This is a genomic window from Streptomyces luteolus (assembly GCF_029968015.1).
Lineage (GTDB): Bacteria > Actinomycetota > Actinomycetes > Streptomycetales > Streptomycetaceae > Streptomyces > Streptomyces luteolus.
In genome coordinates this window covers 314,930-337,218 of the sequence record NZ_JASCIS010000001.1, presented here as the reverse complement: position 1 = coordinate 337,218, position 22,289 = coordinate 314,930, and the positions used below count along the sequence as shown (strand labels likewise).

The 22,289-nt window shown below is 70.4% G+C and carries 18 protein-coding genes; 11 read left to right on the top strand and 7 right to left on the bottom strand.

Translation table 11 applies throughout. From position 1 onward, the window contains the following. Positions 1–37: 37 nt before the first annotated feature. Entirely contained in the window at positions 38–805 is a 768-nt protein-coding gene (locus QIT00_RS01520) for a bestrophin-like domain (protein ID WP_282533163.1), read from the top strand. Between the two features lie 104 nt (positions 806–909). Here QIT00_RS01520 and QIT00_RS01515 read toward each other — a convergent pair whose 3' ends face one another. Then, positions 910–2,256 (bottom strand): cation:dicarboxylate symporter family transporter, encoded by a 1,347-nt coding sequence (locus QIT00_RS01515; protein WP_282533162.1) that lies wholly within the window; start codon positions 2,254–2,256, stop codon positions 910–912. Positions 2,257–2,541: 285 nt separating this feature from the next. On the opposite strand from QIT00_RS01515, the gene QIT00_RS01510 reads away from it, so the two are divergent. The 6 genes from QIT00_RS01510 (at position 2,542) to QIT00_RS01485 (ending at position 9,095) form a co-directional block, all read left to right on the top strand. After that, entirely contained in the window at positions 2,542–4,176 is a 1,635-nt protein-coding gene (locus QIT00_RS01510) for a sensor histidine kinase (protein WP_282533233.1), read from the top strand. 36 nt (positions 4,177–4,212) lie between these two features. Then, the gene (locus tag QIT00_RS01505; protein ID WP_282533161.1) at positions 4,213–4,911 is read left to right on the top strand and encodes a response regulator; all 699 of its coding nucleotides are present in this window, start codon (positions 4,213–4,215) and stop codon (positions 4,909–4,911) included. A gap of 227 nt (positions 4,912–5,138) precedes the next feature. Beyond that, on the top strand, positions 5,139–6,500 hold the full coding sequence (locus QIT00_RS01500) for an extracellular solute-binding protein (RefSeq protein WP_282533160.1): 1,362 nt from the start codon (positions 5,139–5,141) through the stop codon (positions 6,498–6,500). Continuing rightward, a complete protein-coding gene (locus QIT00_RS01495; protein ID WP_408909690.1) occupies positions 6,497–7,429 on the top strand; it encodes a carbohydrate ABC transporter permease in 933 nt (310 codons plus the stop codon). Before QIT00_RS01500 ends, QIT00_RS01495 begins: the two co-directional genes overlap by 4 nt. A 12-nt stretch (positions 7,430–7,441) precedes the next feature. Then, positions 7,442–8,281: a carbohydrate ABC transporter permease gene (locus tag QIT00_RS01490; protein ID WP_282533231.1), complete on the top strand. Its 840-nt coding sequence runs from the start codon at positions 7,442–7,444 to the stop codon at positions 8,279–8,281. 112 nt (positions 8,282–8,393) lie between these two features. Then, positions 8,394–9,095, top strand: a complete 702-nt coding sequence (locus QIT00_RS01485) for a helix-turn-helix domain-containing protein (RefSeq protein WP_282533159.1) — start codon at positions 8,394–8,396, stop codon at positions 9,093–9,095. 76 nt (positions 9,096–9,171) lie between these two features. On the opposite strand, the gene QIT00_RS01480 is transcribed toward QIT00_RS01485, so the two are convergent. Further along, on the bottom strand, positions 9,172–10,197 hold the full coding sequence (locus QIT00_RS01480; protein ID WP_282533158.1) for a 6-phosphofructokinase: 1,026 nt from the start codon (positions 10,195–10,197) through the stop codon (positions 9,172–9,174). A 344-nt stretch (positions 10,198–10,541) separates the two neighbouring features. Here QIT00_RS01480 and pta point away from each other — a divergent pair, with 344 nt between their 5' ends. From pta to pyk, 3 genes are all read left to right on the top strand, one after another. After that, positions 10,542–12,617 (top strand): phosphate acetyltransferase, encoded by a 2,076-nt coding sequence (gene pta, locus QIT00_RS01475; protein ID WP_282533157.1) that lies wholly within the window; start codon positions 10,542–10,544, stop codon positions 12,615–12,617. A 22-nt stretch (positions 12,618–12,639) separates the two neighbouring features. Continuing rightward, complete coding sequence (locus tag QIT00_RS01470; protein ID WP_282533156.1) at positions 12,640–13,866, top strand: acetate kinase; 1,227 nt, start codon at positions 12,640–12,642, stop codon at positions 13,864–13,866. A gap of 74 nt (positions 13,867–13,940) precedes the next feature. After that, positions 13,941–15,368, top strand: coding sequence for a pyruvate kinase (pyk, locus tag QIT00_RS01465; RefSeq protein ID WP_282533155.1), 1,428 nt, complete (start codon positions 13,941–13,943; stop codon positions 15,366–15,368). 85 nt (positions 15,369–15,453) lie between these two features. Here the strand turns inward: pyk and QIT00_RS01460 are convergent, their stop codons facing one another. From QIT00_RS01460 to QIT00_RS01445, 4 genes are all read right to left on the bottom strand, one after another. Next, complete coding sequence (locus tag QIT00_RS01460; RefSeq protein ID WP_282533154.1) at positions 15,454–16,683, bottom strand: hypothetical protein; 1,230 nt, start codon at positions 16,681–16,683, stop codon at positions 15,454–15,456. Further along, positions 16,673–17,221, bottom strand: a complete 549-nt coding sequence (locus QIT00_RS01455; RefSeq protein ID WP_282533153.1) for a DUF6114 domain-containing protein — start codon at positions 17,219–17,221, stop codon at positions 16,673–16,675. Before QIT00_RS01455 ends, QIT00_RS01460 begins: the two co-directional genes overlap by 11 nt. Before the next feature lie 156 nt (positions 17,222–17,377). Further along, positions 17,378–18,013 carry a DUF6230 family protein gene (locus tag QIT00_RS01450; protein ID WP_282533152.1) on the bottom strand — a complete coding sequence of 212 codons (636 nt, stop codon included), beginning with the start codon at positions 18,011–18,013 and terminating at the stop codon, positions 17,378–17,380. Between the two features lie 662 nt (positions 18,014–18,675). Then, positions 18,676–19,644 (bottom strand): tetratricopeptide repeat protein, encoded by a 969-nt coding sequence (locus QIT00_RS01445; RefSeq protein ID WP_282533151.1) that lies wholly within the window; start codon positions 19,642–19,644, stop codon positions 18,676–18,678. A gap of 403 nt (positions 19,645–20,047) precedes the next feature. On the opposite strand from QIT00_RS01445, the gene QIT00_RS01440 reads away from it, so the two are divergent. Continuing rightward, a complete protein-coding gene (locus tag QIT00_RS01440; protein WP_282533150.1) occupies positions 20,048–20,692 on the top strand; it encodes a TetR/AcrR family transcriptional regulator in 645 nt (214 codons plus the stop codon). Positions 20,693–21,046: 354 nt separating this feature from the next. Here QIT00_RS01440 and QIT00_RS01435 read toward each other — a convergent pair whose 3' ends face one another. Continuing rightward, the gene (locus QIT00_RS01435; protein ID WP_282533149.1) at positions 21,047–22,135 is read right to left on the bottom strand and encodes an alpha/beta fold hydrolase; all 1,089 of its coding nucleotides are present in this window, start codon (positions 22,133–22,135) and stop codon (positions 21,047–21,049) included. Between the last annotated feature and the right edge of the window lie 154 nt (positions 22,136–22,289).

Genomic DNA, 22,289 nt, shown 5'->3' with positions numbered 1-22,289 from the left:
CCCCTGCCCCTGACCACTGACCCTGAAGGGAACTCAGTTGAGCAACTGGCTCGCGCTAGCCCTCGCCATGGCCGCCGCCTGTGCCGCCGTGATCGTCACCGCTTTCCTGCGCGACCGCCGGGCCTCCGACGACGAGGACCCGGACGACACCCCGGACGTCATCGAGTACATGACGATGATGATCGGCGTGGTCTACGCGATCGTCCTCGGCCTCGCCATCGCCGGCGTCTGGGAGGGCAAGGCCGCCGCCGAGGACACCGTGCGCTCAGAGGCCTTCGCGCTGCACGAGATCCGCGAGCGCGCCGTCGACTACCCGGCCCCGACCGCCGAACGCATCCGCTCGGGCATCGACGCGTATGTCGAGCACTCCCTCAAGAAGGAGTGGCCCTCCTTCACCGACTCGGGCGAGCTCACCGACCGCGGCGACCAGCTCCTGACCGACGTACGCAGAGCCGTACTCGACCACAAGCCCCGCACCGACAGCGAGAGCCGCGCCTCCTACGCCCTCGCCGACCAGATCACCGCGGCCGCGGAGGCACGCAACACCCGGGCCCTGGACTCCGGTTCCACGCTCGGCGGGACGGTGTGGTTCGGGCTCATCATCGGCGGGCTCGTCAGCGTCGGCATGCTCTTCGCCCTGCAACTGCGGCGCTCCACGCGGGAATTGATCCTGGCCGGCCTGTTCACCGCACTGATCTCGTTCCTGCTGTTCCTGGTCTGGCAGTTCGACGACCCGGCGGCCCGTGACGCGGCGGGCCTGACCGAACCGTTCACGTCACTGTTCCCGGGGGCGACGGGGAGCTGAGCCGGGCGCCACATCCGCAGAGGCTCCGAGTACGACGACGGCGGGCCGCCCCACGCCAGGGGCGGCCCGCCGCGCATCGGCCGCAGGGGCCGGGGGGCGGAGGGTCAGACCTTGACCGGCTCCTTCTCCCCCTGCTCCGGCAGCTCCACGTCCGAGGCGGGCGCGTGGTCGTCGACCAGGGTGCGCTCGTCGAACGGGAGCTGTCCGGCGAGGACCTGCGCGGCGCGCTCCTTGTCGAGCTCCTTGGTCCAGGTGCCTACGAGGACCGTGGCGACGGCGTTGCCCGCGAAGTTGGTGAGGGCGCGGGCCTCGCTCATGAAGCGGTCGATGCCGACGATCAGGCCGACGCCGTCGACCAGTTCGGGCCGGTGCGACTGCAGCCCGCCCGCGAGCGTGGCCAGACCGGCGCCGGTGACGCCCGCCGCGCCCTTCGACGCGATGATCATGAAGACCAGGAGCGAGATCTGCTCGCCGAGCGACAGCGGGTCGCCCATCGCCTCGGCCACGAACAGCGAGGCCATCGTCAGGTAGATCGCGGTGCCGTCGAGGTTGAAGGAGTAGCCGGTCGGCACGGTGATGCCGGTGACCGGCTTGCTGACGCCGAGGTGCTCCATCTTCGCGATGAGCCGCGGCAGCGCGGACTCCGAGGACGAGGTGGAGACGATCAGCAGGAACTCGCGGCCCAGGTACTTCAGGAGCGAGAAGATGTTGATGCCCGTGAAGATCTTCAGGATGGTGCCGAGCACCACGAAGACGAACAGGGCGCAGGTGACGTAGAAACCGATCATGATGACCGCGAGGGACTTCAGGGCGTCCAGGCCGGTCTCGCCGACGACCGCGGCGATCGCGCCGAACGCACCGACCGGCGCGGCCCACATGATCATGCCGAGGACGCGGAAGACGAGGCGCTGGATGTGCCCGATGCCGCGAATGATCGGCTCACCCGTGGAGCCCATGGCCTGCAGGGCGAAGCCGCAGAGCAGGGCGACGAGCAGGGTCTGCAGGACCGACTCGCCGGTGAACGCGGAGACGATCGTGGTCGGGATGATGCCGAGCAGGAAGTCCGCGGTGGACTCCGAGGCGCCCTCGGCCTGCGCCTCTCCGGCGCCGCGTACGGCCTCGGTGAGCTGCAGTCCGTGGCCGGGCTCCAGGATGTTGCCGACGACCAGGCCGATGGCGAGGGCGACGGTCGACATCACCATGAAGTACCCGAGCGCGAGCCCGCCGACGGCGCCGACCTTGGCGGCCTTCCGTACGGAGCCCACGCCGAGGACGATGGTGCAGAAGATGATCGGCGAGATCATCATCTTGATCAGGTTCACGAAGCCGGTACCGAGCGGCTTCAGCTCCACCGCGACGCCCGGCGCGGCGAAACCGACGGCAATGCCGAGCAGCACCGCGCCGATGACGGCGATATAGAGAAAGTGGGTTCTGTCCCGCTTGGCGGCCACGGTGCCTCCTCGCACATACGGCTCTGTTGACGACCCTGCCGACGCCGGGAGAGCTCCAGCCCACCTCGGGAGAACGCGGCTCACGTCCGGACAGCGGTCCCGGAGAATATCCACCACGGCCGTGAGCCGGGTCACCCTTGCGTTCATTTAGTTCGTGCTTATACGACCAGGCACCATGGACCTGTGCCCCGAATCCCCCAGGTCCCGCGCATCCCCCACGTCCCGCGCATCCCCCACGTCCCCCACGTCCCCCGCCCCCGCAGCCTCGCCGGGCAGCTGTTCGCCATGCAGGTCGTGCTCGTGGCGGTCGTCGTGGCCGGGTGCGCCGTGTTCGCGTACCTCACCGCGCACCGGCAGGCCGAGGACGCGGCGGAGCGGCAGGCGGCGGCCACCGCGCGGGCCGTCGCCGAGTCGCCCTCGGTGCGGGAGGCGGCGCGGGAGGCGGATCCGAGCCGGGTGTTGCAGCCGTACGCGGAGAAGGTGCGCAGGGCCACCGATGTGGACTTCGTGACGATCATGAATCCGCGGGGGATCCGCTGGACGCATCCGACGCCGGAGAACATCGGCGCCAGGTTCCTCGGCCACATCGGGCCCGCCCTGGACGGCCGCACGTTCCACGAGACGTACACCGGGACGCTCGGTCCTTCCGTGCGGGTGGTGACGCCGATCGAGGACCGGGGGCGGATCGTGGGCCTGGTCAGTGCGGGCATCACGATCAAGGAAATCACCCAGCAGGTACGGGACCAGCTGACCGCGCTCGTCGGCGTCGCGGCGGCCGCGCTCGCGCTCGGCGGGCTCGGCACGTACGTGGTGAACGCGCGCCTTCGCCGCCATACGCACGGGATGAACGCGGCCGAGCTGTCGCAGATGCACGGGTACCACCAGGCGGCGCTGCACGCGGTACGCGAGGGGCTGCTGATGCTGGACGGGCAGCGGCGGATCGCGTTGATCAACGACGGCGCGCGGGAACTGCTCGGGCTCGGTGAGGACGCGGTCGGCCGGGGCGTCGCGGATCTGGGGCTGCCGACGCCGTTGACGGGGGCGCTGCTCGCCGCCGAGCCGCGGGTCGACGAGGTGCATCTGACCGGCGACCGGGTGGTCGTGCTCAACACCTCGCCGGTGTCCGGGGGCGAGCGGCGCGGCACCGTCGTCACGCTGCGGGACCACACCGAACTGCAGGCGCTGACGGGGGAGTTGAACCACGAGCGGGGGTTCACACAGGCCCTGCGCTCGCAGGCGCACGAGGCGGCGAACCGGCTGCACACCGTGGTCTCGCTGATCGAGCTGGGCCGCGCCGACGAGGCGGTGGAGTTCGCGACGGCGGAGCTGGAGCTGGCGCAGGCGCTGACCGACCAGGTGGTGACGTCCGTGGGTGAGCCGGTGCTCGCGGCGCTGCTGCTCGGCAAGGCGGCGCAGGCCAACGAGCACGGAGTGGAGCTGGTGGTGTCCGAGGACAGCCGGATGGACGACGGGCTGCTTCCGGACTCGCTGCCGACCCGTGACCTGGTGACGGTCCTGGGCAATCTGATCGACAACGCGGTGGACGCGGCGACCGGCACACCGGGCGGGCGGGTTACGGTAACCGCGCGCGCCGCCGAAGCGGAGCTGCTCCTCCGGGTCGGCGACAACGGGCCCGGCATACCCGCGGACGCGGATGTGTTCCGGCGCGGCTGGTCCGGCAAAGGCCCGGGGCGCGGCCTCGGCCTGGCCCTGGTCCGGCAGACGGTCCACCGGCACGGCGGCTCGGTCGAGGTGACCGCCTCCGCGGACGGCGGCGCGGAGTTCGCCGTACGGCTGCCGCTGCGGCGAGAGGCGAGAGGGGCGGCCACCGGGAGCCGAGGCGTGATCCAGGATCCAGGATCCAGGACGTGTCCGCATGACCGGAGAGGGGCCCGCATGACCGGAGAGGGGCCCGCATGACCGGAGAGGGGCCCGCATGACCGGAGAGGGGCCCGCATGACCGGAGCCGAGGACTCCGCGCCCGCGATCCGGGTGCTCGTCGTCGAGGACGACCCGGTGGCGGCGGACGCGCACGTCCAGTACGTGGACCGGGTGCCCGGATTCCGTACGGTCGGCAAGGCCCACTCGGGCGCCGAGGCGCGCCGGGTGCTCGACCGGACCGAGGTGGACCTGCTGCTGCTCGACCTGTATCTGCCGGACGGCCACGGTCTGCAGCTGGCGCGTTCCCTGCGGGCGGCGGGGCATCAGGCCGATGTGATCGCGGTGACGTCGGCGCGTGATCTGACGATCGTGCGCGAGGGTGTCTCGCTCGGGGTCGTGCAGTACGTCCTGAAGCCGTTCACGTTCGCCACGCTGCGGGACCGGCTCGTGCGGTACGCGGAGTTCCGGGGCGCGGCCGGGGAGGCGGACAGTCAGGCCGAGGTGGACCGGGCGCTCGCGACGCTGCGTTCGCCGGGGCCGGTCGCGCTGCCCAAGGGCTTGAGCGCGCCGACCCTCGATCGGGTCACGCAGACGTTGCGGGCGGCCTCGCCGGAGGGCCTGACGGCTACGGCCGCGGCGGCCGCGGCGGGTCTGTCGCGGATCACGGCCCGCCGCTATCTGGAGCACCTGGTGACGTCCGGCCGGGCGGCGCGCAGCCCGCAGTACGGCCAGGTCGGCCGCCCGGAGCTGCACTACCGCTGGCTGAGCGGCTGAACGGCTGAACGCTTGAGCGGCTGGGCGGCTGGGCGGCTGGGCGGCTGGGCGGCACCCGGGCCGGAGGCCTCGTACAGCGCGCGCAATAACAACGTTGTCACGGAACCTCGGACCCCCTACGCACGGGCATTGACCAGCCTCGGAGCGTCGCCTTACGTTCACCGGGCAGCCAGCGAAGGCGCCCGCCAAGGCCGCCCGGTCACGTATGGCTCGTAGGAGGTCGTGCCGTGCCCCGCCCCAGCGCTCCCGTGCTCCTCACCGCCGCCGCCGTGTTCGCCGCCGCCACGCTCACCGCCTGCGGTGGGGGCGCGGAGAGCGACCCGGATGTCGTGAAGGTCTCGTACAAGCAGTCCACGGACAACCAGATCCGGGTGATGGACAAGTACCTGGGCGAGATGAAGAAGCAGTTCGAGAAGGCGCATCCGGGCAAAAAGGTGAAGCTGGTCCCGATCAAGGCGCCGGACTCGGAGTACTACACGAAGCTGCAGCAGATGCTGCGCTCCCCGAAGACCGCTCCCGACCTCGTGTACGAGGACACGTTCCTCATCAACTCGGACATCACAAGCGGGTACTTGAAGCCCCTGGACCCGTATCTGAAGAAGTGGAAGGACTGGGACCAGTTCGTCGACACCGCGAAGTCGGCGGCCAAGGGCGAGGACGGCAAGACGTACGGCGTGCCGGACGGGACGGACACGCGGGCTCTCTGGTTCAGCAAGGACATCTTCAAGAAGGCGGGCCTGCCCGAGGACTGGCAGCCGAAGAACTGGGCGGAGATCCTGGACGCGGCCCGCACGATCAAGAAGAAGGTCCCGGGCGTCATCCCGCTGAACGTCTACACGGGCAAGCCCGCCGGTGAGATGGCCACGATGCAGGGCTTCGAGATGCTGCTCTACGGCACGGGCGAGGACCCGCTCTACGACCCGGACGCGAAGAAGTGGATCGCGGGCGGCAAGGGCTTCAAGGACTCGCTGGAGTTCGTGGAGACCGTCTACAAGGAGAAGCTCGGCCCCGAGGTCTCCGACGCGCTCGACCCGAACATCGGCACCCGCGCCCGCGGCGAGCTGATGCCCGAGGGCAAGCTGGCCATCAACCTGGACGGCTCGTGGCTGCCGCAGGACTGGCTGGCCGGGGCGGGGCACGAATGGCCGGAGTGGTCGAAGGAGTTGGGCCTCGCGCACATGCCGACGCAGCACGGCCAGGCGCCCGGCAAGGTGAGCATGTCCGGCGGCTGGACGTGGGCGGTCCCGTCGAAGGCGGCCAACCCGGACCTGGCCTTCGAGTTCATCGAGACGATGCAGACCAAGGCGAACGCGCAGAAGTGGTACGTCGCCAACTCGGGCATCGCGGTCCGCGAGGACGTCGCCGCAGACCCGGCGTACGTGAAGGCGCAGCCGGGCATCAAGTTCTTCACGGACCTGGTGGAGTACACGCACTACCGCCCGGCGTATCCCGCGTACCCGAAGGTGTCGACGGCCATCCAGGAGGCGATGGAGGGCGTGACGACCGGGGACGCCTCGGTGGCCGAGGCCGCGAAGGGGTACGACGAGGAGCTGGACTCCGTGACGAACGGTGAAGTGGTCAAGAAGTGACCGCTGCCCCACCGGCCGCCAAGGCACCCTCCCCCGGCCCGACCGCGCCGACCGGCCCCACCTCCCCCGGCCCGCGCCGCATGCTGGCGCGGGCCCTGCCCGCCTCGCCCGGCGTGGTCCTGCTGCTGCTGTTCCTGGCGGGCCCGATCGGCTACTGCGTCTATCTCGCCTTCACGGACCTGCAGTTGACGGGTCAGGCGGAGTCGTCGTTCGTCGGCCTGGAGAACTTCACGAAGGCCTTCGGTGACGAGGACTTCCTCAACGCGGTCTGGCTGACGCTGGTGTTCACCGTGGTCTCGTCCCTGATCGGGCAGAACACGCTCGGCCTCACGCTCGCGGCCCTGATGCGGCGCGCGTCCAGGCCGGTGCGCACGCTGACCGGCGGGATCGTGGTGGTGGCGTGGGTGCTGCCCGAGGTGGTCGCGGGCTTTCTCCTCTACGCGTTCTTCCGCCGCGAGGGCACCCTGAACGCGGTCCTCGACTGGCTCCATCTCCCGTCCCAGAACTGGATGTTCACGCTGCCGATCCTGGCGGTGTCGTTCGCGAACGTGTGGCGGGGCACGGCGTTCTCGATGCTGGTGTACTCGGCGGCCCTGAACGAGATCCCGAAAGAGGTCACGGAGGCCGCCGAGGTGGACGGCGCGGGCGGCTGGCGGCGCATGTGGCACATCACGCTGCCGATGATCCGCCGCTCCATCGGCACCAACCTGATGCTCAACACCCTGCAGACCCTGTCGGTGTTCGGCCTGATCTGGGTGATGACCCGCGGCGGCCCCGGCAACCGCAGCCAGACCCTGCCGCTCTACATGTACGAGCAGGCCTTCCAGAACAGCATGATCGGCTACGCGACGGCGGTGGCGCTGCTGCTGCTCGTGGTCGGCTCGCTGTTCTCCCTCGTCTACATGCGCCTGCTGCGCACGGAGGCCTGAGTGTCCGACGCGATGAAGCCGACCCTGGCCGCCCGGCGTACGACCCGGAGACTCACGGCCGACGTGGCGCTCCTCGCCGTGGCGGCCGCGTTCGTCCTGCCGCTGGCCTGGGTGCTGCTCTCCGCCGTGGACGCCGACGCCGATCTGCGGGTGAAGGTGCCGGATGAGTTCACCTTCGCCAACTTCGACGCGGTGCTCGTCCCCGACGTGACGTTCACGCCGCTGCTCAACAGCCTGATCCTGTGCGGCGGCGCCACCCTCCTGACGGTCGCGTGCGCGGCCCTCGCGGCGTACCCGCTGTCCCGCTACCGCTCCCGCACGGGCCGGGCCTTCCTGGCGACGGTCCTTTTCGCGACGTGTCTGCCGATCACGGCGATCATGGTCCCCGTGTACGCGATGTTCGTCCAGGTGGAACTGATCGACACGATGCACGGCACGATCCTGTTCTTCGCGGCGTCCCAACTGCCGTTCGCTGTATGGCTGATGAAGAACTTCATGGACGGCGTGCCGAAGGAGCTGGAGGAGGCGGCCTGGACGGACGGGGCGTCCCCGTTCCAGTCCCTGCTGCGGGTCGTGCTGCCCCTGATGGGGCCCGGCATCGCCGTCGTGACGGTCTACTCGTTCGTGATGATGTGGGGCAACTTCTTCGTCCCGTTCATGCTGCTGCTCTCCCCCGAGCAGATGCCGGCCTCGGTCAGCATCAACGACTTCTTCGGCAACCGCGGCACGGTGGTCTACGGCCAGCTCGCGGCGTTCTCGATCATCTACTCCACCCCGGTCCTGCTCCTCTACATCCTGATCGCCCGCCGCCTGGGCGGCGGCTTCGCGCTCGGCGGTGCGGTCAAGGGGTGAGGACCTCCGAGTAGCAAGCCGTTACTAGGACCTTCCTACGACGAGTGCGCGCCCCGTAATCCTGGGTGAACGCACCGTAGGCGACCGTTGAGTAGCGTTCTAACGTGACCGCGTGCATCAGAGCCAGGCTGCAGGCGCCACGCCGCCCTTCAACAATCTTGCTGCCCGGCGGCTGCGTGAGGCGCTCGGGATGGCCCACGGCCATGTCGCGTACAGCCTGCGGGCCAGTTACGGACTGTCGTACGTCACACCGGACACCGTGGCCGACTGGGAGCGCGGCCGGAGTGTGCCCACATCGGCCGAACTCACCGCGCTCGCCGGGGCGTTGTGGTGCGGGCCGGGTGAGCTCCTGGGCGCCGCGACGACCTTGCGGGAGCACCGGATCTCCTGCGGGCTCGCCACGCAGGACGTGGCCCGCGAGGTGGGCCTCGAACACGACGCGTATCTGCGGATGGAGGAGAGCGGCCGGTGGCGGGGCAACGAGCGGCAGTCGGCGGCGCTCGCCGAGGTGCTCGCGCTCGGGGTGCGGGACTTCATCACGGTCACGGGCCGCGAGGAGAAACTCGCCGACCTGCTGCGCAGCGCGGTCACGGCCCGCTGGGAGGGCTATGTCCGCCCGGTGACCAAGCTGGTACCGCTGCCGAAGGCCACGGTGGAGGCGGTGCTCGACGGGCTGCACGGCGAGTACCACGCGCGGATGGTGGCCACGCTGAGCTGGTCCGGCATGGAGGCCGGGGACGAGAACTCCGGGCGGGACTTCCTGGACCGGATCGTGCAGGAGTTCTGGTCGGCGGTGCGTGACCGGGAGGGCTGACCTCCCCCGAGCACGGCGCGCGCGAGCCCCCGGTCTGTGGGGGCCAGGGGCTCGCGCGCGTCCGTACGCAGCAGGGTCAGAACACCGACTCGGCCTCGGCCATCCGCCACTCCGGCACCGTCTTCAGTTCGGTGACGGCCTCGGCGAGCGGGACCATCCGGACGTCCGTGCCGCGCAGCGCCGTCATGTGCCCGAACTCCCCGCGGTGCGCGGCCTCGACGGCATGCCAGCCGAAGCGCGTGGCGAGGACCCGGTCGTACGCGGTGGGGACGCCGCCGCGCTGGACGTGGCCGAGGATGACCGGCTTGGCCTCCTTGCCGAGGCGCCGCTCCAGTTCGTGGGCGAGGGCGGTGCCGATGCCCTGGAAGCGTTCGTGGCCGAACTGGTCGATGGCGCCCTTGCCGTAGTCCATCGTGCCGTCGGCCGGGTGGGCGCCCTCGGCGACGCAGACGACGGCGAACTTCTTGCCGCGCGCGAAGCGTTCCTCGACCATCTTCACCAGGTCGGCGGGGTCGAACGGGCGCTCCGGGAGGCAGATGCCGTGCGCGCCCGCCGCCATGCCGGACTCCAGGGCGATCCAGCCGGCGTGCCGCCCCATCACCTCGACGACCATCACGCGCTGGTGCGACTCGGCGGTGGTCTTGAGGCGGTCCATGGCCTCGGTGGCGACGCCGACGGCGGTGTCGAAGCCGAAGGTGCGGTCGGTGGCGGAGATGTCGTTGTCGATGGTCTTCGGCACGCCGACCACCGGCACTCCGGCGTCCGTCAGCATGCGGGCGGCGGTCAGGGTGCCCTCGCCGCCGATCGGGATGAGCGCGTCGAAGCCGCTCTTCTCGATGAGTTCCTTGGCGTTGTCGCAGGCCGCGCGGAAGCGGTCGCGCTCCAGGCGGGAGGAGCCGAGGATGGTGCCGCCGCGGGCCAGGATGCCGCTGACCGCGTTCAGGTCGAGGGCGCGGTAGCGGCCGTCGAGGAGGCCCGAGTACCCGTCCTCGAAGCCGATCACCTCGTCGCCGAAGTTGGTGACGGCGCGGTGCACGACCGACCGGATCACTGCGTTCAGGCCGGGGCAGTCGCCGCCTGCGGTGAGAACTCCGATACGCATCGTGCTGTGTCTCCTGCTCCGTAGTCGTACGCATGAGCCGGTTCTCGATTGTTCCACGGGCATCCGGGGCACGCCCCTTCCCGTACTCCAGGGGAAACGGCGCCCCGCGGCTGCCCTCGCGGCTGCCCGCGCGGGCCCTTGGCCCCGGCTCGGTCGGGCCCTTGGTCCGGCGGGCGCTTTATCCACCCGCAGGGGTATTGTCAAGAGGGCATCCCCACCATATCGAGTATTTTTGTAGAGCCTTGTCTCGGTCTCCGCGTACGAGTCCTCGTGGCATGTTCTTCGTACGCGGGGACCGAGACGCACAAGTGAGCGACGAACGAGCGACGAAACGGAGAGCACGCGTGACGCGCAGCGTGTACGTGACCGGGATCGACCGCGGCGACGGCCGCCAGGTAGTGGAGCTGGGAGTCATGGAGCTCCTGACCCGTCAGGTCGACCGGGTGGGGGTGTTCCGTCCGCTCGTGCACGACGGTCCCGACCGGCTCTTCGACCTGCTGCGGGCCCGCTACCGGCTGAGCCAGGACCCGGCGTCGGTGTACGGCATGGACTACCACGAGGCGTCCGCGCTGCAGGCCGAGCGGGGCACCGACGAGCTGGTCTCGCAGCTGGTCGACCGCTTCCACGAGGTGGCCAGGGACTACGAGGTGGTGCTCGTCCTCGGCACCGACTTCGCCGACACCCAGCTGCCCGACGAGCTGTCCCTGAACGCCCGCCTGGCCAACGAGTTCGGCGCCTGGGTGCTGCCGGTCGTGGGCGGCCGGAAGCAGACCGCGGAGTCCGTGCGCGCCGAGGCCCGCAACGCGTACCGCGCGTACGAGGGTCTGGGCTGCGAGGTCCTCGCGATGGCGGTCAACCGGGTCGCGCCCGAGGACCGGGACGCGATCGCCGAGGGGCTCGCGTCCCAGCTCCCGGTGCCCTGCTACGTCCTGCCGGACGCGCCCGCCCTGTCCGCGCCGACCGTCGCGCAGATCACGCACGCCCTCGGCGGAACGGTTCTGCTGGGCGACGACTCGGGTCTCGCCCGGGACGCGCTCGACTTCGTCTTCGGCGGTGCGATGCTGCCGAACTTCCTGGGCGCACTGACCCCGGGCTGCCTGGTCGTGACGCCCGGGGACCGGGCCGACCTGGTGGTGGGGGCGCTCGCCGCGCACAGCGCCGGTACGCCGCCCATCGCGGGGGTCCTCCTCACCCTGAACGAGCGGCCCAGCGAGGAGATCCTGCGCCTGGCCTCGCGGCTCGCGCCGGGTACGCCGGTGATCTCGGTGACCGGCAACTCCTTCCCGACGGCGGGCCAACTCTTCGCCCTGGAAGGCAAGTTGAACGCCGCGACGCCCCGCAAGGCGGAGACCGCGCTCGGCCTCTTCGAGCGGCACGTCGACACCTCGGGCCTGCTGAACCGCCTGGAGGTGTCCCGCAGCGGCCGGGTCACGCCGATGATGTTCGAGCACAAGCTGATCGAGCAGGCCCGCTCCGACCGCCGCCGCGTGGTCCTGCCGGAGGGCACCGAGGAGCGCGTGCTGCGCGCCGCCGACGTCCTCCTTCGCCGCGGGGTGTGCGACCTGACGCTGCTCGGCGACACCGAGGTGATCCGCAAGAAGGCCGCGGACCTCGGCATCGACCTCGCCGACTCGCAGCTGATAGACCCGCAGACCTCGGAGCTGCGCGAGAAGTTCGCCGAGCAGTACGCGGCGCTGCGCGCCCACAAGGGCGTCACCGTGGAGCTGGCGCACGACGTGGTCGCGGACGTGAACTACTTCGGCACGCTGATGGTGCAGGACGGCCTGGCCGACGGCATGGTGTCCGGCTCGGTGCACTCGACGGCGGCGACGATCCGCCCGGCCTTCGAGATCATCAAGACGAAGCCGGACGCGAAGATCGTCTCCTCGGTCTTCTTCATGTGCCTCGCCGACGAAGTCCTCGTGTACGGCGACTGCGCGGTCAACCCGGACCCGAACGCCGAGCAGCTCGCCGACATCGCCGTCCAGTCGGCGACCACGGCCCGGCAGTTCGACGTGGACCCGAAGGTCGCGATGCTCTCGTACTCGACGGGCACGTCCGGTTCGGGCGCCGACGTCGACAAGGTGCGCGAGGCCACCGAGCTGGTCCGCGGGCAGCGCTCTGACCTGAGGATCGAGGGCCCGATCCAGTACGACGCGGCCGTGGAGCCCTCGGTGGCCCGCACCAAGCTTCCGGAGTCCGAGGTCGCGGGCCAGGCGACCGTGCTGATCTTCCCGGACCTCAACACCGGCAACAACACCTACAAGGCCGTGCAGCGTTCGGCCGGCGCGATCGCCGTCGGCCCGGTCCTCCAGGGCCTGCGCAAGCCGGTGAACGACCTGTCCCGCGGCGCGCTCGTCGGGGACATCGTGAACACCGTCGCCATCACGGCGATCCAGGCCCAGACGCCCGCCAACTGACCCCTCACCGAAAGCAGTACCCGTGACCGCGACCCGCATCCTCGTCCTCAACTCCGGCTCCTCGTCGGTGAAGTACCAGCTCCTCGACATGCGCGACAACTCCCGCCTGGCCATGGGCCTGGTGGAGCGCATCGGCGAGGAGACCTCCCGGCTCAAGCACACCCCGCTCGGCACAGGCGCGGAGCCCCGGGAGCAGAACCGGCCGATCGCCGACCACGACGAGGCGCTGAAGGCGGTCGCCGCGGAGCTGTCGCACGACGGGCTCGGCCTGGACTCTCCCGAACTGGCCGCGATCGGGCACCGGGTGGTGCACGGCGGCCAGACCTTCACGCAGCCGACGGTGATCGACGACGCGGTCCTGGCGGAGGTGGAGCGGCTCATCCCGGTGGCGCCGCTGCACAACCCGGCCAACCTGACGGGCATCCGTACGGCGATGGCGCTGCGCCCCGACCTGCCGCAGGTGGCGGTTTTCGACACGGCGTTCCACACCACGATGCCGGAGTCGGCGGCGCGCTACGCGATCGACGTGAAGACCGCCGACGAGCACCGCATCCGCCGCTACGGCTTCCACGGCACCTCGCACGCGTACGTCTCGCGCAAGACGGCCGAACTCCTCGGCAGGGCGCCGGAGGACGTCAACGTCATCGTGCTTCACCTGGGCAACGGCGCCTCGGCGTCGGCGGTGCGCGGCGGGGTGTGCGTGGACACGTCGATGGGCCTGACGCCGCTGGAGGGCCTGGTGATGGGGACGCGTTCAGGGGACGTCGACCCTGCGGTCATCTTCCATCTGATGCGGGTGGGGAAGATGTCGGCGGACGAGATCGACGTCCTGCTGAACAAGAAGTCGGGCCTGACCGGCCTGTGCGGCGACAACGACATGCGGGAGATCCGCCGTCGGATCGACGAGGGCGACCAGGAGGCGCGGCTCGCCTTCGACATCTACATCCACCGGCTGAAGAAGTACATCGGCTCCTACTACGCGGTGCTCGGCCGGGTGGACGCGATCGCGTTCACGGCCGGGGTCGGCGAGAACGCGGCGCCGGTGCGCGAGGCTGCGGTCGCGGGCCTGGAGGAGCTGGGCCTGGCGGTCGACGGTGAGCTCAACGCGGCGCGCTCGGACGAGCCCCGGGTCATCTCACCCGAGTACGCGCGGGTCGCCGTCGCCGTGGTTCCCACCGACGAGGAGCTGGAGATCGCCCGGCAGACCTACGCACTCGTGGCAAAACAGGCAGCCGAACGCAACGACTGAGCACAGCACCGCCCATTTGTAGTTTCCGCCAGATGGAATATTCCTTAGCGAAACAAACCGATAGGATCCGCCTCATGCGCCGTTCCAAAATCGTCTGCACTCTGGGCCCCGCCGTCGACTCGTACGAGCAGCTGAAAGCGCTCATCGAGGCCGGGATGAACGTGGCCCGCTTCAACTTCAGCCACGGCACCCACGCGGAGCACCAGGAGCGTTACGACCGGGTGCGCGAGGCCGCCAAGGACGTGGGCCGAGCCGTCGGTGTCCTCGCCGACCTCCAGGGCCCCAAGATCCGTCTGGAGACCTTCGCCGAGGGCCCCGTCGAGCTGGTGCGCGGTGACGAGTTCACCATCACCACCGAGGACGTCCCGGGCGACAAGTCCCTCTGCGGTACGACCTACAAGGGCCTGCCGGGTGACGTCGCCAAGGGCGACCAGGTCCTCATCAACGACGGCAACGTCGAGCTCAAGGTGACCGACGTCGACGGCCCCAGGGTCAGGACGATCGTCATCGAGGGCGGTGTCATCTCCGACCACAAGGGCATCAACCTGCCCGGCGCGGCCGTGAACGTCCCCGCCCTGTCGGAGAAGGACGTCGAGGACCTGCGGTTCGCGCTGCGGATGGGCTGCGACATGGTCGCCCTGTCCTTCGTACGTGACGCCGACGACGTCAAGGACGTCCACAAGGTGATGGACGAGGAGGGCCGCCGCGTCCCCGTCATCGCCAAGGTGGAGAAGCCGCAGGCGGTCGCCAACATGGCGGCTGTCGTCGCGGCCTTCGACGCGGTCATGGTGGCCCGCGGCGACCTGGCCGTCGAGTACCCGCTCGAAAAGGTCCCGATGGTGCAGAAGCGGCTCGTGGAGATGTGCCGCCGCAACGCCAAGCCGGTGATCGTGGCGACCCAGATGATGGAGTCGATGATCACCAACTCCCGCCCCACGCGCGCCGAGGCCTCCGACGTGGCCAACGCGATCCTGGACGGCGCGGACGCGGTGATGCTGTCGGCCGAGTCGAGCGTGGGCGCGTACCCGATCGAGACGGTCAAGACCATGTCGAAGATCGTCCAGGCCGCCGAGGAGGAGCTCCTCTCCAAGGGCCTCCAGCCGCTCGTCCAGGGCAAGAAGCCGCGTACGCAGGGTGGTTCGGTGGCCCGGGCCGCCTGCGAGATCGCGGACTTCCTGGACGCCAAGTCGCTCGTCGCCTTCACCAAGTCCGGTGACACCGCGCGCCGCCTGTCCCGCTACCGCGCCGCGCAGCCGATCCTGGCCTTCACCTCCGAGCAGGAGACCTGCAACCAGCTCTCGCTGAGCTGGGGCGTGGAGTCCCGGCTCGTGCCGCACGTCGACAACACCGACGCGATGGTCGACCTGGTCGACGCCGAGCTGCTCAAGCTGAAGCGCTTCAACGCCGGCGACACGATGATCATCACCGCCGGTTCGCCCCCCGGCGTCCCCGGCACCACCAACATGGTCCGGGTCCACCACCTGGGCGGCGAGAGCGCCTGACGCTCCCCGCATACGTACGAAGAGGGCGCCCCTTTCCGGAAGGAAGGGGGCGCCCTCTTCGTACGCGACGCGTGGCCGGATCAGCTCACTTGGTGATCTCCTGGTGGAACCCCGGCACCTTGAGGGTGCCGCCGAACTGCGCGGCCTGGACCACCTCGACGTCCTTGAAGTAGATCAGCGGGATGTTCAGCGGCGGCGGGTGCTCCGGATCGAAGGTGATCGGGATCAGGCCGAACAACTTCCCGGAGATCCGCTCGGTGTAGAGGATCGTCTCGCCGCCGCGGATGGTGGACGTGGCGCCCTTGGCGGACTTGATGTGGTACGTCTCGCCGCCCGGACCCTTGACCGTCTGGTGCAGGTCCCCGATGTCCGTGCCGTCCTTGACGACGTACTTCAGCGCCTGCTTCTTCTTGCCGCCCGCGGTGGTGAGGTTGACGACGCCCTGGTAGTCGGCGCCCTTCAGCGTGAGCGAGCTCGCGTTCAGGTACCAGGGCTGGTCCGGGATCGGCGCCGGCGGGACCTCGTCGTCGCCCGCGACCTTCTTCTCCTCGACGCACGGGAACGGCTTCTTGCCGTCCGCGTCCGGCGCGAGCGGGTCCGTGTCCTCGGCCGAGGGCTTCAGCTTGTCGGCCGTGTCCTTGGCCTGGTCCGCCGCGTCCTTCGCCCCGTCGGTGACCTTGCCGACCGTGTCCTTGGCGCCTTCGACGGTGTCCTTCACCGGGTCCGTGACGTCGCTCTTCCCGCCCTCGGACTTCGCGTCCTGCGAGGCGGAGGGCTCCGGGGCAGGCTCCTCGGACTCCTTCTCGTCCGGCGTGAAGATGTCCTTGAGCGCGTCGCCGACACCCAGCGGGTCGAGCGGGTTCTTGCTCTCGGACGGGGACGGCTCGGGCTCCGGCTCGCCGGCCTTGTCACCGGAGGAGTCGGACGGGGACGGCTCGGGCTCGTCGCCCTGGTCCTTCCCGTCCGCGGACGGCGACGGAGTGGGCTCCTTCGCCTCGTCCTTCTCGGCCTTCCCGGCCTTCTTCTCCTGCTCGGCCTTCTTGTCCTTCTCCGCCTCGTCCGCGTCCTTGTCCGGCGCCGTGACACAGGGGCCGTCCCTGAACGGGTTGTCGGGCACGGGCTTGGCGTGCGCGAGCGTCGGGGTCAGCCCCATGCCCATGAGCAGGCTGGTGGGCATGGCGGCAATGGCTATCGCCTTGCCTGCGGGCATGTTCAGCCGCGTGATGAGCGGCTTCTTCGGGGCGGCGTGCCGCGGCCCGGTTCGGTTACGGGAACCAGCCTCGGTGCCCTCGTACTGCACCTCGTCACCCGGCACGGTGCCTCCCGTTCGTCTGGTTCATCGAGCCCGTTCCTGTCAGGTCGTCGAGCGCACCGTTCACGGCGGGCTCCGCCCGGTCGTCGTCCGTGGCGGGCCCTTCGGAGTCGCGGCTCCGGTGGGCACCCCGGCCGCCCTCGTCCCCGGCCGGAGCCCAGGAGATGCCGAGCGCACCGCCGATCAGCGCGAGCAGGAACCCGACGAGGAATCCGCCGATGTTGGACACCACCAGGGAGACCAGCGCGAGGAGAATCGCGGCGACACCCGCGAAGACCCGCGAGTGCTGCTGGAACCACATGGTGAGGCCGAGCACGATCAGCAGGACGCCGATGATCAACGAACCCGCCCCGGCGGTGGTGGCCATGGCGAGCGTCAGGTTGCCGAGCTTGATGTTGCCGTACGGCAGATAGGCGATCGGCAGGCCGCCGAGGATCGTCAGGAGGCCCGCCCAGAAGGGCCGGCCACCGCGCCAGGCCTTGAACTTCCTCCGGTGGATCGTGAGGAAGTGGTCGTTCGGCCCCTCTGTCACGGCGCTCATGGGACAACAGCTCCTTGGAACCGGCGGTACGTGAAATTCAGTGCGGATCTGTGGTGGCGGGCGGGGAGACGTAGGACTCCGCGCCCGCCGGGCCAGCAAGCCGACGGCAACCCGGGATCGGAACCGATACCGAGGGCCGCAGGACTGGGCGAGTGCCTAGAAGCACTCCTTCTTGCCCTTGTGCAGCTTCATGTGGAGACCGCTCAACTTGAAGGTGCCGGCGCTGGTCGCCCACGCCGTCTGCTCGATGTTGCTGAGGATGGCCCGGTCGGCCTCCTGCGCGAAGCCGTTCGGGTTCGCCTGCTCCTTGCCGCCCTTCATGCCGGGGCCCTTGGTGGACTGACCGGCGGCGACACCGATGTTGAGGCCGCGGAACTCGGCATCGGCGTCGAGCTGCGCGACGTCGATGTAGAGGTTCTCGGCCTCGACGGGCTTGCTGCCTTCGCCGCCCGCCCTCAGCTGGAGCGTGATGTCACCGAGCACCGGCACGTGGGAGACCACGGACTGGCACATGTTGGTGATCTTGGCGGTCTTGAACGCCGAGACAGAGACGGGGTGGAGAGCCTTCTTGCCCTCCATGTCGACGCCGACGTCGACGCCGCCGTACTGGACCAGACCCTTGCCGTCGAGCTGGTCGGCCGACACCTTGAACGACTGACCCGACACACTGAACGATGCCGCGAGCGCGCCCTGCCCGAGGGCGACGCCTATCGCGGCAGTCGCCGCGACGCTCGGCACCATGACCACGGCGAACCGCTTCCACCTGGTTCCGCCACGAGCCACGGATTCCATGACTTTCCTCCTTCTCGGACGTACATCTCCGGCCCTCACTGCGCCTTACGGCTCAGCCGGGCAGGGATGGGAGAAGTGCTACGTCCTCGGGAAGGAGCGCCCGCGTCGCGGACGCGACTGCGCCCGCATCACCGGCGATCACCCCCGAGCGACAACCACTGGTCGCGCCTGCGCGCAACCTCTCGGACAGGCCCCGCCGTTCGGCAGAGACCCCCCTGTCCTCGACCGTCGGCGGCGCCTTCGGCCACTCGGTGGGGACCCAGGGGCCCGACGCCCCGAACTGGTTGTCGGGAGTGCGGGCATGGACCGAGCGTGGCCGATCGTGGTGCATTCCGAGCGCCCGCACAAGGGGGTTCGTTACCCGCTGGTAACGGCTGGATAACCGGGCCACGACGGGGTGGCATCGCACGGGCACACTCGGTGCAGCCAACCCCTGGAACAGATCAGGAAATTAGCGAACGGAACCGGACAGAACCCGCCCGCCGATTTACTCCGAGTAACAGCGGCCGCGATTACCAAGTTTTGGTAAAGCGCGGCCGCTGAATCGCTCTGTCGTCAAATTTTCACAAGGCCGCTGCGGACCCGGCCGTTTAGCGCCAGGTCATCAACTGGCCCTCGGAGGAAGGCCGGCGGCGCGGTGAAGCGCCGCGCGGACGCAGGGGTCAGAACAGCGCGCGGGCAAGCGCCGAGCGCGCCGAGGCCACCCGCGGGTCCTCCGCGCCGACCACCTCGAAGAGTTCGAGGAGGCGTACGCGGGCGGCGTTGCGGTCGTCGCCGAAGGTGCGCTTGACCGTGTCGACCAACCGCCCGAAGGCGTCCTCGACATGACCGCCGACCAGATCGAGGTCGGCCGCCGCGATCTGCGCCGCCACGTCGGCGGGCTTCTCGGCGGCGTCCTTGCGCACCTGCTGCGGGTCCAGGCCCTGGACGCGCTGCAGGAGTTCGGCCTGGGCGAGGCCGAGCTCGGCCTCGGAGTTGCCCGGGTCGTCGGCGAGCACGTTCTTGTACGCCTGCACCGCACCGCCCAAGTCCCCGGCGTCCAGGGCCTGTACGGCCGCCTCGAGCAGCGCGTCGTACGGGCCGGCCGGCTCCTCGGCGGGAGCCGCGTCCTCGGTGGCGTCCGGGTCGACCGCGATGCCGGTGATGCCGAACCGCTCCTCGGCGACCTGGACCAGCTGGTCGATGGTCTGGCGGATCTGGGCCTCGGGCGCGGCACCCTGGAAGAGGGGCAGGGCCTGACCGGCGACGACGGCGAAGACAGCCGGGATGCCCTGGATCCCGAACTGCTGCATCAGCATCTGGTTGGCGTCGACGTCGATCTTGGCGAGGAGGAAACGGCCGTTGTACTCGGTGGCGAGGCGTTCGAGCAGCGGGCCGAGCTGCTTGCAGGGCTCGCACCACTCGGCCCAGAAGTCGAGGACGACCGGGACCTCGGCGGAGCGCTGCAGGACGTCGTTCTCGAAGCCGGCCTCGTCGACGTCGATCACCAGGCTCGCGGGCGGGACGGCACCGCCGCCGCCCTGCCGCGCGGACTCCGCGCGGGTCTGCTCCGCCTTCGCCTTGGCCTCCTGGGCCGCCTTCACCGCGGCGAGGTCGACGACTCCGCTCATGGACATGTTCCGTGGCTGCATGAGTACATCCTCCCCCTTCCGCGCGCGGCTGTGAAAAGCACGGTGAAAAGCACGGTGAAAAGCCCTGCCGAATCGCGCGGACGTCCGGCAGAATCCGAGCCCTCGGCGCCGGATTCACGGCTCGGTGGGACCGCGGCCCGCCCGCAGGCCCCCCGCCGGATTGCGAGGCGTACGGACAGGTCACGGTCCGGGTCCCGAGGAGGACCGTTACTGCGGTGGCGCGGGGTCCCCACCCCGTGCCTGTGGTTGCCGCCCGGGAGGCTCCCCGTCGAAGTCCCACGAGCTTTCGCTACGACTCGTAGCGTATATCTCCGCAGCTCCCCGCGCCCAGCCGTCGTCGGTGATCTCCCTCACGGAATCCGCGTGGGGTACGCCTGACTTACCGGCGGGTATGGTCGGCCGCATGTGCCGCACAACCCCACCTGCCGGGCGGAAGGGACGCCCCCGGAGCCCCGAGGCCGACGCCGCGATCCTGTCGGCGACCCGTCAGGCCCTGGTCGACCTCGGCTGGTCGAAGCTGACGATGGGGGACGTGGCCGCCCGCGCGGGCGTCGCCAAGACGACCCTGTACCGGCGCTGGGCGGGCAAGAGCGAGCTGGTCGTGGACGCGGTGGCGGTGCTCTTCGACGAGCTGGAACTGCCCGACCGCGGCAGCCTCGCCGCGGACGCGGAGGGCGTGGTCCTGCAGTTCGCGGCCCTGCTGGAACGGCCGGAGGCGCGTACGGCGTTGATGGCGGTGGTCGCGGAGTCCACCCGCGACGAGGCGCTGCGCACGCGCATCCGGCACGCGATCGTGGACCGCCAGAAGCGGCTGGTCCTGGAGGGCCGCAGGCGCGCCCAGGAGCGCGGCGAACTCCCCTACGAGGCGGACGAGGCGGCCGCCTCGCGCACGGCGGATCTGATCTTCGACGTGGTGGCGGGGGCGGTGGTGCACCGGTCGCTGGTGAGCGCGGAGCCGGTGGACGTGGAGTGGGCTCGGGCGTTCACGGGGTTGCTGCTCGGGGGTCTGACCGCGGCGTCGGCCGCCGCGCCCCGCCTTCGGGACTAGCGCCCGCGCTTCTTCTCCCCGCCCCGCCCCTTCCCGAAAGCCTGCGGCGCTTCGGGGCTCCGCCCCGGACCCCGCTCCTCAATCGCCGGAGGGGCTCAATTTTGAGCCCCTCCGGCGATTGAGGAGGCCCGTCCGGCAGGACTTTCGGGAAGGGGCGGGGAGGGGACCCAGCCCGCCGCAGGCGCCCCCCCACCCGCCCCTCCCCGAAAGCCGGCGGCGCTTCGGGGCTCCGCCCCGGCCCCCGCTCCTCACGCGCCGGAGGGGCTCAATTTTGAGCCCCTCCGGCGATTGAGGAGGCCCGTCCGGCAGGACTTTCGGGAAGGGGCGGGGTGGGGAAAGAAAACGCCCTCGCCCTCACTTCCAGGCGCAACTCCCCAGCGAAGCCTTCCCCGACTCGACCAGTCGGTCGGCCTCACGAGAAGGCAGCAGCGCGCTGTGCGAACCGCGGCAGACGACCGTACGGTCCCCATGCCCCGCGAGGTCGGTGAGGATCTGGTCCCAGTGGCGGTACTGGACGTCGTGCCCGGTGTCCGCGTAGCGCCGTACGACCTCACGTCCCGGCAGAGCGTTCTGCCAGGTCTTGAGGGTGGACGGCGGCACCGTCGTGTCCTTCTCGCCCGCGTACAGGTAGACAGGCGCCCGAAGCCCGGACAGGTCGGGGCCGGGGCGGTCGCAGTAGAGGCGCTGCTCGTGCACCTGCGGAGCCACATCGCCCTGCTGGCCGCGCTGGTTGAAGGTCCGCGCCCCCTCCTCGTACGCGGTGTCGGCGAAGCCGGGGATGGACTTGACGGGGCTGTCGTCCGGCATCGCCCACCACTTGCGCGGGTCCTTGACCGAGTCCTTCAGGGCCGCGGCGAGCTCGTCGTCGGACAGCGCGCAGTACGAGGGCTTCGCGCCGTACGGGGGCAGGGCGGCCGCCAGGTGGAGGGCGCGGACGCGGTCGGGGGCGTGCGCGGCGAGTTCCGCGGCGTAGGGGCCGCCGCCGGAGATGGCGATGACGGAGACCTTCTCGACGCCGAGCCGGTCGAGGACGGCGAGGGCGTCCTCCGCGAAGTCGCCCTTGTCCAGGCTCGCGTCGAACTCCGTGTCACCGAAGCCGTTGCGCTCCACGGATATGAGGCGCAGGCCCATCGCGTCGCGCGTGGAGGCGAAGAAGTCGGTCATGTGCTGGGCGCGGGCGGAGGTGCCCGTACCGCCGATGAAGAGCACCGGCCGGCCGTCGCGCGGGCCCGCGTCGGTGAAGTGCGCCGTGCGCCCGGAGGGCAGCTTCGCCGCGCGCACCTCGGGGCCGAGCGAGTCGAACTCGTCCTGCACCTTCGGCAGTCGGGGTGTGTCGGCGACGACGGGCTTCGAGCCCCCGACGAGAAGCGCGCCGAGTACGGCGAGGGCCGAGGCGCCGAGGGCGGTGACGGCGAAGTGCGTGTGGCGGCGGGGCGCGCTCAAGGATTCCTCCGGGGCAGGTGCGGGTACCGCGACCGCGCCTACCCCGGCGGATGACCTTGAACCCCCCGACCGCGAAAACCTCTCGCGAGACCGGGAATCCCGGGAGCCGGGAAGCCGGTGAGCCGGGAAGCCGGGAAGCCGGTGCGCCGGGGAG

Coding starts and splice junctions, on each gene's coding strand:
- QIT00_RS01510 (WP_282533233.1), top strand. CDS start 2,542: ATGCAGGTCGTGCTCGTGGCGGTCGTCGTGGCCGGGTGCGCCGTGTTC.
- QIT00_RS01505 (WP_282533161.1), top strand. CDS start 4,213: ATGACCGGAGCCGAGGACTCCGCGCCCGCGATCCGGGTGCTCGTCGTC.
- QIT00_RS01490 (WP_282533231.1), top strand. CDS start 7,442: ATGAAGCCGACCCTGGCCGCCCGGCGTACGACCCGGAGACTCACGGCC.
- QIT00_RS01480 (WP_282533158.1), bottom strand. CDS start 10,197: ATGCGTATCGGAGTTCTCACCGCAGGCGGCGACTGCCCCGGCCTGAAC.
- pyk (WP_282533155.1), top strand. CDS start 13,941: ATGCGCCGTTCCAAAATCGTCTGCACTCTGGGCCCCGCCGTCGACTCG.
- QIT00_RS01455 (WP_282533153.1), bottom strand. CDS start 17,221: ATGAGCGCCGTGACAGAGGGGCCGAACGACCACTTCCTCACGATCCAC.
- QIT00_RS01450 (WP_282533152.1), bottom strand. CDS start 18,013: ATGGAATCCGTGGCTCGTGGCGGAACCAGGTGGAAGCGGTTCGCCGTG.
- QIT00_RS01445 (WP_282533151.1), bottom strand. CDS start 19,644: ATGCAGCCACGGAACATGTCCATGAGCGGAGTCGTCGACCTCGCCGCG.
- QIT00_RS01440 (WP_282533150.1), top strand. CDS start 20,048: ATGTGCCGCACAACCCCACCTGCCGGGCGGAAGGGACGCCCCCGGAGC.